The 14165-nt window shown below is 43.8% G+C and carries 18 protein-coding genes; 1 reads left to right on the top strand and 17 read right to left on the bottom strand.

What is annotated here, in order from left to right:
* Positions 1-8: 8 nt before the first annotated feature.
* The 17 genes from ssaJ to spiC all read right to left on the bottom strand — a co-directional run bounded on the left by ssaJ (position 9) and on the right by spiC (position 10975).
* A complete protein-coding gene (ssaJ, locus tag ACQ29O_RS10150; RefSeq protein ID WP_000862884.1) occupies positions 9-758 on the bottom strand; it encodes an SPI-2 type III secretion system apparatus lipoprotein SsaJ in 750 nt (249 codons plus the stop codon).
* Positions 755-1003 (bottom strand): SctI family type III secretion system inner rod subunit SsaI, encoded by a 249-nt coding sequence (gene ssaI / locus ACQ29O_RS10145; protein WP_001574409.1) that lies wholly within the window; start codon positions 1001-1003, stop codon positions 755-757. The genes ssaJ and ssaI overlap by 4 nt, the downstream gene beginning before the upstream one ends.
* 11 nt (positions 1004-1014) lie before the next feature.
* Positions 1015-1305, bottom strand: coding sequence for an EscG/YscG/SsaH family type III secretion system needle protein co-chaperone (locus ACQ29O_RS10140; protein WP_000444713.1), 291 nt, complete (start codon positions 1303-1305; stop codon positions 1015-1017).
* A complete protein-coding gene (ssaG, locus tag ACQ29O_RS10135) occupies positions 1283-1498 on the bottom strand; it encodes a type III secretion system needle filament protein SsaG (protein WP_000350226.1) in 216 nt (71 codons plus the stop codon). Before ssaG ends, ACQ29O_RS10140 begins: the two co-directional genes overlap by 23 nt.
* A 93-nt stretch (positions 1499-1591) precedes the next feature.
* Entirely contained in the window at positions 1592-2281 is a 690-nt protein-coding gene (sseG, locus tag ACQ29O_RS10130) for a pathogenicity island 2 effector protein SseG (protein ID WP_000805846.1), read from the bottom strand.
* Positions 2278-3060, bottom strand: coding sequence for a type III secretion systems effector SseF (gene sseF / locus ACQ29O_RS10125; RefSeq protein WP_000690719.1), 783 nt, complete (start codon positions 3058-3060; stop codon positions 2278-2280). Before sseF ends, sseG begins: the two co-directional genes overlap by 4 nt.
* Positions 3061-3075: 15 nt before the next feature.
* On the bottom strand, positions 3076-3510 hold the full coding sequence (gene sscB / locus ACQ29O_RS10120; RefSeq protein ID WP_000979963.1) for a SycD/LcrH family type III secretion system chaperone SscB: 435 nt from the start codon (positions 3508-3510) through the stop codon (positions 3076-3078).
* 51 nt (positions 3511-3561) lie between these two features.
* On the bottom strand, positions 3562-3978 hold the full coding sequence (gene sseE / locus ACQ29O_RS10115; RefSeq protein WP_000249606.1) for an LcrR family type III secretion system chaperone SseE: 417 nt from the start codon (positions 3976-3978) through the stop codon (positions 3562-3564).
* A gap of 2 nt (positions 3979-3980) precedes the next feature.
* The gene (sseD, locus tag ACQ29O_RS10110; RefSeq protein WP_000388325.1) at positions 3981-4568 is read right to left on the bottom strand and encodes an SPI-2 type III secretion system translocon protein SseD; all 588 of its coding nucleotides are present in this window, start codon (positions 4566-4568) and stop codon (positions 3981-3983) included.
* Positions 4569-4583: 15 nt separating this feature from the next.
* Entirely contained in the window at positions 4584-6038 is a 1455-nt protein-coding gene (gene sseC / locus ACQ29O_RS10105) for an SPI-2 type III secretion system translocon protein SseC (RefSeq protein ID WP_020936957.1), read from the bottom strand.
* Positions 6039-6040: 2 nt separating this feature from the next.
* Positions 6041-6514, bottom strand: coding sequence for a SycD/LcrH family type III secretion system chaperone SscA (sscA, locus tag ACQ29O_RS10100; RefSeq protein WP_000711025.1), 474 nt, complete (start codon positions 6512-6514; stop codon positions 6041-6043).
* Positions 6511-7101 carry an SPI-2 type III secretion system translocon protein SseB gene (gene sseB, locus ACQ29O_RS10095; RefSeq protein WP_253336042.1) on the bottom strand — a complete coding sequence of 197 codons (591 nt, stop codon included), beginning with the start codon at positions 7099-7101 and terminating at the stop codon, positions 6511-6513. The genes sscA and sseB overlap by 4 nt, the downstream gene beginning before the upstream one ends.
* A 6-nt stretch (positions 7102-7107) precedes the next feature.
* Positions 7108-7434 (bottom strand): SPI-2 type III secretion system chaperone SseA, encoded by a 327-nt coding sequence (gene sseA / locus ACQ29O_RS10090; protein ID WP_000972855.1) that lies wholly within the window; start codon positions 7432-7434, stop codon positions 7108-7110.
* 202 nt (positions 7435-7636) lie between these two features.
* Positions 7637-7879, bottom strand: a complete 243-nt coding sequence (ssaE, locus tag ACQ29O_RS10085; RefSeq protein WP_000210206.1) for a YscE family type III secretion system co-chaperone SsaE — start codon at positions 7877-7879, stop codon at positions 7637-7639.
* Between the two features lie 7 nt (positions 7880-7886).
* On the bottom strand, positions 7887-9098 hold the full coding sequence (gene ssaD / locus ACQ29O_RS10080) for a SctD family type III secretion system inner membrane ring subunit SsaD (RefSeq protein WP_000323792.1): 1212 nt from the start codon (positions 9096-9098) through the stop codon (positions 7887-7889).
* Entirely contained in the window at positions 9079-10572 is a 1494-nt protein-coding gene (spiA, locus tag ACQ29O_RS10075) for an SPI-2 type III secretion system protein SpiA (RefSeq protein ID WP_000261281.1), read from the bottom strand. Before spiA ends, ssaD begins: the two co-directional genes overlap by 20 nt.
* Position 10573: 1 nt before the next feature.
* Complete coding sequence (gene spiC / locus ACQ29O_RS10070) at positions 10574-10975, bottom strand: SPI-2 type III secretion system protein SpiC (RefSeq protein ID WP_001562740.1); 402 nt, start codon at positions 10973-10975, stop codon at positions 10574-10576.
* Between the two features lie 400 nt (positions 10976-11375).
* Here spiC and ACQ29O_RS10065 point away from each other — a divergent pair, with 400 nt between their 5' ends.
* Positions 11376-14138 carry a two component system sensor kinase gene (locus ACQ29O_RS10065; RefSeq protein ID WP_020936955.1) on the top strand — a complete coding sequence of 921 codons (2763 nt, stop codon included), beginning with the start codon at positions 11376-11378 and terminating at the stop codon, positions 14136-14138.
* The last annotated feature ends 27 nt before the right edge of the window (positions 14139-14165 follow it).

Here is a 14165-nt window from a genome sequence, read left to right as displayed (position 1 = left end):
AGGTCGGCTCAAAAACGGCGTCTCAGGCAAAAATAGCCGATCAGGATGCCCACTCCTAATAACAGTCCTGTCAACGATAACATCAACTGATAAGGGTATTTCATCAACCACTTCACCACCTTCCCTTTATTGGCGTTGATAACGTCCATAATCCAGAATGTTTGTCTCGCGGGTACGTCAGCTACCATTCTGAATTCAGCAGGCTGCATCAAGATACTAATCTTACTGTATTGCAACCCAGGGATTGACATCTCTATTAAATCCTTAATTTTTACCCGAAAGGCCTCCATATTGACCTGTGGTGAATATTTTATAAATACGGCAACTGAGCTCGGAGAAGCGTTACTTCCCTCACCATAAGTCGGTAGCGCAATGGTCACTTTTGCATTAATCACGCCCTCCATCTGACTCAGCATTCCTTCAATTCTTTGTTCTTTTAAAAAATTAATCTTCTGCTGTTCTTCCTGGGGTGATACCACTAACTGATTAGCCGGAAACATCTTATCCGCCGTTGTAAACTGACGATGCGGATAACCGTTAAGTCTAAGTAGCTCAACCGCATTAATAAACTGCGACTGCTCGACACGTAAGGTAACACCGTCCTCTTCCTGTTTTTTTTCCGCATCAATATGATGCTGCATAAGTAATGCCAGCATTTGATTCGCCTCATCCTCTGGCAATGAGCGATAAAGATCCACATCACATGCCGTAAGAAAGAACGTAAGGACAGTAAGAAATACTATACGATGAACCTTCATGCCATGTTATCCAGCTTATTAAGCGCTTGCGATGCTGCGCCTGATATTCTGGCAAGATAATCGACGCCTACCGTTAACTGCATATAATCCATTTGTCTGGTCAACATAACCTGCGGTAATAAAGCACTGGCGTTACTGGTGGATGCTTCATCTTTCAGCAATTGTTCAAAAAAATTAATTTGCTCCTGGCTCGGTTCTGCAGAGGACTTTACATAAGATTGAGTGCTTACAGGCACTACGCTCATATCAGAAATATTCAATTTTCAAACCCCTCATTTGGTGCAGGAAATAACAGACGCAGCGCCATAGCCTCTGGCAAATCTATATCCGATAAAATTTTCGCGGCTTTTAGCGGCTCATTTAAACCCGCCAACAATAATGCCAGACATACCAACTGTAATTTTTTATCCGGAACAATAACCGTTAGCGCTGGTAACATCGCATGTACCTGGGAAATCAGGCTATGGTTAACGCCCGCAAACATGATTTCCAGCAGCAACCGTCGAACATCGTCGCTAATAACTTCAGATTTTAGCAATGATTCCACTAAGCATATCCTTGATCATTTTGATCAGTGAACTTTCGTAATTAATAAATGTAGAATACTGCTGTAAGGCAAATTGCGCTTTAATCATCGATTCTGGGTTGAGCAAATCATTACCATTCATTTTGTCATTAATGGCCTGGCCTGCCTGGTGCGCCATGTGGGAGAGCATATCCACTAATTGTGCAATATCCATAATGCTTTTCCTTAAAATAAATACATCGTAAGGATACTGGCAACATAGCAAAATTTAGAAAGCAATGAACATCCGGTATATACCTGAAAACGATTACTCCGGCGCACGTTGTTCTGGCGTTACCTGAGCCAGCAAACGATATAATGGGCTGCTGACCTGCATACCGGTCATTGCCATCCCATCCATACCGAAGCGAGTAAAACTCATTAGTCCATAGGTAATATCATTAAGACGCTCTAATAAATGAGGCTGTAGTCCCAAACTACCACTCCAGTATGAATGCGTCATTACCGTCGCGGTTAAGGCTAATCTACCGCCCAGGGAGACGGCTTTAGCAATCGCCATACTTTTGCGTTGATTGGCGAAACAATTAGCAATATAAAAAACGGCATTGCCTATACTGTCGTGAGCCATAGGCAAATGATGTTTATGATGGTAGATAAGACAGGCGACATCCGCGATGGCAATAGCAAGGCCAATCCCTGCCAGGGCTACGAGCGGCGCGCCTCCACCACTTAGCACTGTTAATGCTATTCCAGCGGAACAGCATAAAATCTGTCCGCCCAAAATAACCGTTTGCCAACTAAAAATTTCTTTTGGAAAACACTCTATCACTCGTTTCGCAAGTCCGGCCAATAACCGCTCTTTTCCTTGTTGAGGACCTATTCTACCACTCTCCATATTGGTTTCCGGATGTGGCAATGAGGGACATGGAGGTGATTCCTCAGGCGCGTTAACAGGACGTTGCCCTCCTACCTGAGCATTTGGGCTAACAGGTTTCATGGTTCTCCCCGAGATGTATGACCAGAACTGTCCATTAATGCAGGTGCAGTAGCAGATTGACAGAGCGCTGCCATTTGTTCCGCCAATAACGCACTGGGATCGGCATAAAGTTCATCAACAGAATTTTCCTGATCGTCGCCAGAGGGGCGGGCAAGGCAATAATCCAGTACCGCACCTATCGCCGTCAGGCTAACGGAGGTAATTACACTCCCCATGTCCAAAGAGGCCGCAATATTTTCAGCCGCGGGCAGTGGAAACTGTAGGGGTAAAACCAACATAGAAATAGCGATTCCTGAACGTATTAATAAAGAAAGACAATTAGCAAGGGTGTTAGCGCAGTTAAGACTTGCCCCACATTTTAAGGCCAGCGCACTGACCACAAGAGCAACGCTATCACTGGCGGTTTGTAATGGCTCCTTTTGCTGACATATCGATTGATAATTATGATACGCACAGCAAGCATCCCCAATAGCAATCACGAGCGCCGCCCCCGCAAGAATAGCAATGGGTAATCCTGCCCCGCCAGAAATTACCGCTGCAGCAACCGATAACCCAAACACGACTGTCGCACCCAGCGCACGAATAGTGTATTGCATAAAATGTATAGCATAATCCCTCTGCTGCCTTATTTGTTCAGGCGTAAGCAGCACAGGGGCTGCGGGGGTACCAGGCGCTGGAATTTCAGGGGGAGGAAACGATACCTCCTTCGCTTGTATATCGGAAGGAGGACTATTACCATCGACTATATTACTTGCCGCTGACGGAATATGAATTTTCATATTTCGTTCTGTTATTTAAGCAATAAGAGTATCAACCATTATTTGCGCATTCTGGCGAATCTCACTCCATGAGGCATCCGCATAACTCATCTTGATTGCGGTTTGAAAAGCCTCTCTCGCCAACCCGGGTTCCCCCATCATTTTGAGACAGACGCCCGTTTGGTAAACCGGTTCTGGATGGCTGGCATCCAGCATCAAGGCATGTCCATAGAAATTAATGGCCGTTGTGTATTCTTTAAGCATCATCCAGGTGCCAGCCAATGCAATATGGGCACGCCAACTCCATGGCTGGGCCATCACCAGCCAACTAAAATCGATTACGGCGCGCGAATAATCCCCCTCCTGCCATGAGGCGTAACCACTGGCATAAACGGTTTCCGGATCAACGGATAATAGCTGTTTCAGAATGTCTTCGGGTATTTTATTTTTTTGATCTTCTTTCATCATCATACCTATTGATTGTTATTTTCACGTGATAATGATTTACGTTAGGAAGGTCATTTAAAAACGTCGCTGGATAAGATGCTCGGCGGATAAAACTGTCCAGTTATCGCCATCAAGCTGTGTAAAGGTCGCTCCCATTACTGTCAGGATGCGCAATAATTTCCTGCGTAGCATGGCTTTTTTTTCATCCAGAACGTCGGTGATTATCAACATCTTTAAACATGTTAACTGCGGGTGATGCACAAATATCCCGCGTAAAAGTCCCAGTAAGTGAAACAATTGCTGTGGTCGAGGTTGCCCGGGCGTCAGGCGCCTGAACTCACAAATAATCATTTCTTTTGCCTCAATACGATAGATCACCAGGTAAGGCGATAATATAAACTGCTGCCCAAGTAATATGGCGGTCTCCCCTAAATATGCAGGCTCAGTAAACACCTGATGCCGACGCAACCATTGCTCTATTTCTTGCACCATGTTTACCTCGTTAATGCCCGGAGTATTTCAGCAAGAACCGTGACCAGTGACGACCCCACGCCGATGATTTGCTGCATAATTTCAGTTGCTTTCTCCGTAATTTCCGTCAGGGATTTATTATAAGATTGGGCCCCATTTTGTTGCAGGTCGGCAATCGCTTTATCTTGATCACTTTGACGTTGCGCTACACCAGCCCCCAGGCCCATGACGCCCCCAGCTGTGTGGCCTACGGCTTGACCCGCTATAAGACCGGTTTCCCCGCCTACGGCCCCTAATCCTATCGTCAGTACACCCGACAACATTGCGCCACCCGCAGTAATCATTGATGCTCTAAACGCTTCATCAATTGTTTTCATTTGCGTCTGTAAAACATTGACTTGCAGTTCCCAGGCCAGCCGTTGTTTTTCTACGTTATAGCTGCGCATGATATCGCGCAGCTTTTTGGCAAGCTCCATTAGCTTCATCCAGATATCATCAAATAACAGAAGCATTGATTCAGTACCCATTCCCTCCCCGGAGGGAGATGGAGTGGAAGAAGGTGTTAACAAGGAAGGCGCTGGTAATACCAGTGCTACGTTACTCGCTTCCATATTTTTATCCTCAGATTAAGCGCGATAGCCAGCTATTCTCGCCTGAACGCTACTATAGTGATCAATGGTATCTAATACATCTCTAAGCGCGGCACCGCTCCCCTTATAAAGCTCCTCTAAGCGTTTTTGTTCTATCTTTTTCTGGTTTTCTGTTTGTTGCATTATGAAATCCAGAAACCGTTGCTGAGTTATTAATTGCTCTATTTTCTTTTCGATCTTCGCTTTTTCTGTGTTAACCATGCCAGTATTCATCTGACTGGAGCCCTCGGTTGCACATCTGATAGCCTGTAAGCCTTTAAATGAACAATCCCTCAGTAAGGCATACAGGATTTTTTTGAACATATTGAGGAGAACTTTATTACGGAATTTTTTTAACAGGAACTTTCCACCTTCTTGCACACATTTTTCCAGGGCTTCTTTTGCCGCTTCTTTTGCCATGGCTTTCACCCCCTCTTTCGTAAAGCTTTTTCCCGCGCTTCGCGTCATATTATTTTCTACGTTACGAGAAAACTCGGCAGCCTCCTCTGCCATCTCATTCGCCATAGCCATTTCACGTTCAAGCGGCTCAAATTGTTTGGAAAAACTTTCGCTCACTTCTTCGCCAAACTTTTCAGCCAACTCCTCTATTTCTGCTTCCCCTGCACCTACCATACGCTCAACCACTTCCTCGCCAAAACCGGAGTCAAGCACTTTTGCAGCTGCGCCAGATAAACCTCTCGTCGCCATAAAAGCACGGCCAATCTGGAAAACATCCAGTGCCAGCGCGACGGCTTCACAACCAAATTGAATCTTACTTGTCACGTCAATAATTGCCTGACAGGTATCGTGGTCAGCACCGCACATCATTGCCGTTTCGGCTCCGGCTTTAACCATTCCTGCACAACCTGCGGCTATATAAGCTACGCCGCTAGCCATTTCTGCGGGATTACCGGACAGAAACCCCTCCACAACTTTTAAGGCGCCAATCACAGTTTCAAATATGCCGGTAATCCAGTCAAAAATAGCGCCAAAAATGCCCGCTTTACGCGCTTTATCCTCCTGCTCTATCGCTTTCTGGATCTGCTCCTGATACTCCTTTACCTGCTTATCACGTAATGCATTTTGCACCTCAGTTGCCCGCTCAAGCTGTTGGCATAACGATTGAGCGTTATTACCAAAAACGCTGAGTATTAATGTCGTCATCAACATTGATAAAACCGCGGGATTGGTCTGCAAAAAGTCAGGCAATGATGGACGCTTATGATTTCCGGGTACGGCATCAAGCAGTTGCTTCAACGCATTGCTTGCCTCCTGAAGACTAATTTTCCCTGATAACAGGCACGCGGCGTTGCCATCGCCAAAAGTAGAATTCACACGATGCTGGCGCTTTCCCAGCGAACCCGAGGAAACGCAACTGACATTGCTTAAGTGATGATGTGTTAAGGCGGTTACTCCTGCGGCGCTGTCGCTATTACTGTGAATTCGATTCATTTTTAGCTCCTGTCAGAAAGTTGCTGTAACATCTTTTCTGCACGCTGTCGAAGAATTTGATGTTCACTGACCTCGCCGCAAATACGCACCACGGCCTTTAACGCTTTGATTGCATAACAGACGTTATCACACGCGAGATAGCATTCCGCTGCGGCCCATGGCGCCTGCGGCGCATCAATCTTAATTTGTGCCGCGCGTCCATAAGCGTATATCGCTTCCCCCCAATGTTTTTGAGCCTGGCAGCATTCCCCTAACCTAAACCAGTAGTCAAATGACCAGGCATCATATATCGTCAACAATTGAAAAAGTCGCGCTGCGCCGGCGAACTCTTTTACCTCCATAAGCTGCATGGCATAGCGATACAGAGTATTAAGCGGCTGTGTAACATCGTCATCCAACAACATACGCAGCGAGCCGCCACGCCGGAAAAACCGCATCGTGTCATGTGCCTGTTGTAGGGTCGGGTCTTTTTTCATGAGTACGTTTTCTGCGCTATCATACTGGAAATTTCCCCCCACTTACTGATAAGCCCTGTCAGTTGGGTAAGGACAGCGTTAAGCTCCTGAGACATTTTTTGAATTGTTATCTGCCCCTGACTCATAAGATCGGTATTCCGGTTGGCGTCATTATCCAAAGCCGCTTTGATCGCCTGTAGGCCACCTTTATCCAGCTTCCCATGATCGCCATATTTAACCATATAATCATCAATGGTCATACCATCGATGAGAATACCATTATCACACATGTATTTAATTACATCCTCAGGCACCTCCTCTTTGGTTTTAGCATCCCCTTTGGCTGCTTTAGCAATCACCTCATCCATCTCATTTGACTTTTCCTGGGTATTTCTGGCACGTTCAGCGTTCTTCTGGACTTCAATAAATTTATTATTTGCGATAGCCTGAATAGCCATAAGGAGAATAAGCAAAACACCATACCCTTCGGCAAACGGATTTTGCTGGGATAAGTCATCCTGGCTCCCGGTATCAGCGTTGCTGACGACGAAGCTATTTTTAAACACAATAGGGTTTTGACTTCCCCATAAGATGTTTCCTGAAGACATTATGCTTTACCTTTTTGTTTTTCCTGACGGTATCTCCACCGGGGCTTGAGCATTAAGTTGTTTCAGTCGTACTTCAAGTTGTTTAAACAAACTTACTATTTTCTTTAAATCCTTCTCGGCCTCCTGGTTAACCCCGGCAACGCCTTGTGGAAATAGGTTATGAAGAATACTCTCTGTCTCTCTGCTCTTTTTGGGGCTCTCTGCCCTTTCAGCAAGCTGTTGACTCACCTTAGCCCGGATTTGGTGAAATTTTTTAAGACAGTGATTTAGCTGCATGTAACTTTGCTCTAAATCACGATATTCACTAAACGCAGCCTTTTTCTTTATCATCATTCCCCTCCATATACACGATAGATAATTAACGTGCTAACTAAGAGCCTATCCCATTAGGGCTATTTTACTTGCCATTTTGAACCTGGGCAGTGCTCAAAATCCTCACGTACTACGTGTACGCTCCGGTTTTTGCGCGCTATCCGTGTCCAAACTGGCTGCGCCAATTAACGCCTGGTGGGATAGGCTCTAAGATATTTTTACTTTACTCTTGCTCACTCACTACAAGTGCGCTGTTATGGTAACGATAATAAATAATGTTGATGATATTTTCGGCCTGCTCGATCGCTTCAAGCAATAAGGTGTTTTGCTGATATTGCTGCGGATCCTGTAACTTGCCGTTGTTCTCTCCTAACTGTTTCCGGGCAGCCCTTAATTGTAAAATTATGCCTTTGGCCTCTTCACGCGAATGAAGCAGCAAATCTTCTAACCGGGTCAAAGTTGTCATTTTCCACTCACTTAAAATCTAATGGATAGTTAATCAAAGTATCATAATGTTTAATCGTTACCACATCGGCACTCAGATGGACAATTTCTCCCCCATTGGGTAACAATGCCCCTACACGTAAACGCTCTTTATTCGTCAGTAATAAGTAATTACCATGGCGACTCTGTACAAAGCCAGCCACTGGCGCAGGCAGATACTTGCTTTCATCATGGGAAGGCGCAATATCCTGATAAATTAAAGAAAGAGCGGGATCCTTTTTCTTTAATGCTGCTAACGTTTCTTGCAAAATGCGTTGATGAGATTCATCCAGTACACCACTGATAACAAAAGAGCGCCGCATTGGCGTAACATTGACAAGCCCCACTAAACCGCTCTCTATTATCGCAGAAATAATATCATCTCCCTGAGACTGATGAGAGTGACTAATCTGCCAGTGCAATAACCCGGGAATATCTGCAAGTAATGGTTGAACCTTACGCCATTGCTGATCCATTTGTATATCATCATGAATTAACACGCTCCCCGGCCCTTCGCTGGATACTTCAGCATGCGGGTAACCCATTTTTATCAAAACATCCTGCACTTCTCGTACCAATAAGTCATCACAGATTACACCATCCCGATACATGACCCCCCATGATTCGAGAGTCGCTCTCACCTTTTGCATCTGTTCGCTTGACGAGCAATAACCGGACAACTGCAGGCTGCCATCTTCTTTCCATTGCGCCCGCACATAATGAATATTGCTTTTGTCTAATAAAAACTTAACCCGCAAAGGTAAGTCATTTACCGTTTCAGGCTGACCACTAATACTTAACAGGACACCCATTCCACCGATGAAAATCAAGAATACGCCAGCCAACCACCAGTACCCTGATCTGGAAACGGGTATTTGATAATCAGCAAGTTCACAATCCTGTTTACCAAACGCGATAGCCACTCCCGCAACCTGCAAAACCCCACTGGATGGTAGCGGCTTATTTGGATTAAATCTGCGGCCATTAACTCTAACTCTGGCTTTCCCGGCATCAACAAATAAATTATCTGCCTGTTCTCTCAGAATAATTTTTTCATTTATAGTAAGCGGAATACAAATATCGCATCCTTTCTCCCCCAGTGACAGGTTACCTTCATTCAGCCATACTTCCCGGCCTTGTAAAACGTGACCTAAAAAACGTATTTTCCAGGAACTCTTTGGATTAACCATGAGATATGCCATTATTTACTACTGAGGCTTTAATCAAAAAAAGCCTGATTACACTATGTACTTGAGTCGTATCATTGCGAAACAAATGGCCTACGACAGGAATATCGCCCAATAAAGGAATTTTATTTTGCGAGTGGATTTGTTTACCTTGTTTAAATCCTCCCAGCAATAGACTTTGCCCGGCCAATAATGTGGCCTGCGAAGCAATTTCAGAATTTTGCACTTCGGGCAGCGGGTCTGTTTCGCTTTGCGTATCACTTTGTTGTCCATCCTGAATATTAAGATTAAGCATTATTTTTTGCGTGCCATTATCATTTAACAAGCGAGGTGTAACGCGCAACAAAGAACCCGTAGTGATGGATTCAAGTTTAGCCACTTTTTCTCCCTGCAGTTTGGTATAGAAAGTAATATTTTTATCCAGCACAGCCTGGATATTATTTAAAGTCACCACAGATGGCTGGGAAAGTACATAAGCCTGAGAGCTTTTTTCCAGGGCATTCAAACGCACCATAAAGTTTGAGGTATCGCTGATTACCGTTGAAAAACCGCTAGCACCACCGTCATTCAAACCTGTATTGAACGCAATTTTCTTGCCACCCAGCGACACTGCCGTTCCCCAGTCGATGCCTAACTGGTTAATATCTCCAGCATTAACATCGATAATTTTCACCGAAATCTCTATCATCTGCTGGCGTTGATCTAATTCTGTGATAAGTTTCCGATACCCGGCCATATTGGACGCATAATCACGAACGATCACTGCATTCTGGCGTGGGTCGGCAGCAAACATGGGCAATGCCTGTGTAGCGGGTGAACCATTGTTCGTCGATGACGCCGGTACGCTGGTTTTACTCATCTCACGCAATACACTCACGACCCCTGGAACCACGACGGACTGATCGCGATATTGGTATTGGGTATCCATCGCAGTGGCATACTTAAGCGTGTATATACTTACACTCACCGCACTGTCTTTTCGTTTGATTAACGCATTATCCAGCACTGAAGCTAATTGACTAATACGAGTCAGGCAGCTGGGAACACCGCTCACCTCCACAGCTTTGGTACCGGTAATTTCTTTAACCTCGCATCCCGGTGATGAAAGAATATTCTGGCTGCGTAAGTAATGAATGAACCGTCCAGTAGATAAAATATTGAAAGTGATAACCTGATGTTTTAATAACGATGCAGGATATACATATAACATGCTGCCATCAAACCAGGTAAGCAAATCATATTGTGCTGCCAGGTTATTCAAAATATCGACCGGTGGTCCAGGCGGAATTTTTCCACTAAATGTAGCTGTTATCAATGGGCTAATAGTAATAGCCGTATCATAGTTCTCTGAGAGCAGATGTAAAACCTCTGCTAATGGCATTTGTCTGGCATAAAGGGTGAAGTCATTACCTTTCCATGATAACTCATCACTCTTTGCTGTATTGAGTATAAATAGTAAAATTAAGATTAAACGTTTATTTACTACCATTTTATACCCCACCCGAATAAAGTTTATGGTGATTGCGTATTACATTTTTTAAAATGCAAGTTAAAGCCAGGTGTTTTTCTATCTCAATAGCAATAAGCTCAGAGCTACTACTTGTGGTATAATAACCGTTTAACCATCCCCCATCCGCTGTGAGCTGTATAGCATAATCATGGACGTCCGGGTGTGCTGCAAGCAGTAGTGTCACATAGGCAAGACAAGGCTTAGGTAAGCTTTCCAGGTCATTTAAGAACAAAGAAATAGAAAATGCTTCTGAGAAAATTTCTCCTCTGGCAGGATGCCCATCAATAGTCATTATCCAGGATCGGCTATTACCTTCGGCCTTGATATCCTGAATTAATGGAATGCCTTTTAAAACTGCCAGCATGAATCCCTCCTCAGACATAAATGGGAGTTTCTATCAAATTCGCTCACAACCACATCCGTAAAAAGCCTGATTCACATTTATTTCGACTATACTTTTCTTGTACAATATCAGGATGCTGTCTACATATACCTTGTCACAGGCGATTCTATCATTCGGATTTTCCGATAAATTCACAATTACATTTTCAGCACTGACATAAAAACTTACAATTTGAAAAATTATTTATTAAATAAACTGTTACGATGTTTTTACATCGCCATCTTATTAAAAAGTAATTGTAGTCATCGACTGGGTTATATATGAAGAAATTTATCTTCCTAATGATAACACCATCGATTAATCTTCTGATGAAACTATATGTACTGCGATAGTGATCAAGTGCCAAAGATTTTGCAACAGGCAACTGGAGGGAAGCATTATGAATTTGCTCAATCTCAAGAATACGCTGCAAACATCTTTAGTAATCAGGCTAACTTTTTTATTTTTATTAACAACAATAATTATTTGGCTGCTATCTGTGCTTACCGCAGCTTATATATCAATGGTTCAGAAACGGCAGCATATAATAGAGGATTTATCCGTTCTATCCGAGATGAATATTGTACTAAGCAATCAACGGTTTGAAGAAGCTGAACGTGACGCTAAAAATTTAATGTATCAATGCTCATTAGCGACTGAGATTCATCATAACGATATTTTCCCTGAGGTGAGCCGGCATCTATCTGTCGGTCCTTCAAATTGCACGCCGACGCTAAACGGAGAGAAGCACCGTCTCTTTCTGCAGTCCTCTGATATCGATGAAAATAGCTTTCGTCGCGATAGTTTTATTCTTAATCATAAAAATGAGATTTCGTTATTATCTACTGATAACCCTTCAGATTATTCAACTCTACAGCCTTTAACGCGAAAAAGCTTTCCTTTATACCCAACCCATGCCGGGTTTTACTGGAGTGAACCAGAATACATAAACGGCAAAGGATGGCACGCTTCCGTTGCGGTTGCCGATCAGCAAGGCGTATTTTTTGGGGTGACGGTTAAACTTCCCGATCTCATTACTAAGAGCCACCTGCCATTAGATGATAGTATTCGAGTATGGCTGGATCAAAACAACCACTTATTGCCGTTTTCATACATCCCGCAAAAAATACGTACACAGTTAGAAAATGTAACGCTGCATGATGGATGGCAGCAAATTCCCGGATTTCTGATATTACGCACAACCTTGCATGGCCCCGGATGGAGTCTGGTTACGCTGTACCCATACGGTAATCTACATAATCGCATCTTAAAAATTATCCTTCAACAAATCCCCTTTACATTAACAGCATTGGTGTTGATGACGTCGGCTTTTTGCTGGTTACTACATCGCTCACTGGCCAAACCGTTATGGCGTTTTGTCGATGTCATTAATAAAACCGCAACTGCACCGCTGAGCACACGTTTACCAGCACAACGACTGGATGAATTAGATAGTATTGCCGGTGCTTTTAACCAACTGCTTGATACTCTACAAGTCCAATACGACAATCTGGAAAACAAAGTCGCAGAGCGCACCCAGGCGCTAAATGAAGCAAAAAAACGCGCTGAGCGAGCTAACAAACGTAAAAGCATTCATCTTACGGTAATAAGTCATGAGTTACGTACTCCGATGAATGGCGTACTCGGTGCGATTGAATTATTACAAACCACCCCTTTAAACATAGAGCAGCAAGGATTAGCTGATACCGCCAGAAATTGTACACTGTCTTTGTTAGCTATTATTAATAATCTGCTGGATTTTTCATGCATCGAGTCTGGTCATTTCACATTACATATGGAAGAAACAGCGTTACTGCCGTTACTGGACCAGGCAATGCAAACCATCCAGGGGCCAGCGCAAAGCAAAAAACTGTCATTACGTACTTTTGTCGGTCAACATGTCCCTCTCTATTTTCATACCGACAGTATCCGTTTACGGCAAATTTTGGTTAATTTACTCGGGAATGCGGTAAAATTTACCGAAACCGGAGGGATACGTCTGACGGTCAAGCGTCATGAGGAACAATTAATATTTCTGGTTAGCGATAGCGGTAAAGGGATTGAAATACAGCAGCAGTCTCAAATCTTTACTGCTTTTTATCAAGCAGACACAAATTCGCAAGGTACAGGAATTGGACTGACTATTGCGTCAAGCCTGGCTAAAATGATGGGCGGTAATCTGACACTAAAAAGTGTCCCCGGGGTTGGAACCTGTGTCTCGCTAGTATTACCCTTACAAGAATACCAGCCGCCTCAACCAATTAAAGGGACACTATCAGCGCCGTTCTGCCTGCATCGCCAACTGGCTTGCTGGGGAATACGCGGCGAACCACCCCACCAGCAAAATGCGCTTCTCAACGCAGAGCTTTTGTATTTCCCCGGAAAACTCTACGACCTGGCGCAACAGTTAATATTGTGTACACCAAATATACCAGTAATAAATAATTTGTTACCCCCCTGGCAGTTGCAGATTCTTTTGGTTGATGATGCCGATATTAATCGGGATATCATCGGCAAAATGCTTGTCAGCCTGGGACAACACGTCACTGTTGCCGCCAGTAGTAACGAGGCTCTGACTTTATCACAACAGCAGCGATTCGATTTAGTACTGATTGACATTAGAATGCCAGAAATAGATGGTATTGAATGTGTACAATTATGGCACGATGAGCCGAATAATTTAGATCCTGACTGCATGTTTGTGGCGCTATCCGCTAGCGTAGCGACAGAAGATATTCATCGTTGTAAAAAAAATGGGATTCATCATTACATTACCAAACCAGTGACATTGGCTACCTTAGCTCGCTATATCAGTATTGCCGCAGAATATCAACTTTTGCGAAATATAGAGCTACAGGAGCAGGATCCGAGTCGCTGCTCAGCGTTACTGGCGACAGATGATATGGTCATTAATAGCAAGATTTTCCAATCACTGGACCTCTTGCTGGCTGATATTGAAAATGCTGTATCGGCTGGACAAAAAATCGATCAGTTAATTCACACATTAAAAGGCTGTTTAGGTCAAATAGGGCAGACTGAATTGGTATGCTATGTCATAGACATTGAGAATCGCGTAAAAATGGGGAAAATCATCGCGCTGAAGGAACTAACCGACTTACGCCAGAAAATACGTATGATCTTCAAAAACTACACCATTACTTAATATTATCTTAATTTTCGCGAGGGCAGC

This window comes from Salmonella sp. GDC200615 (assembly GCF_050574145.1).
GTDB classification, from domain to species: Bacteria; Pseudomonadota; Gammaproteobacteria; order Enterobacterales; family Enterobacteriaceae; genus Salmonella; species Salmonella enterica.
Note: the sequence above shows the minus strand (reverse complement) of the source record. Positions and strands in the feature narration are given on the sequence as shown.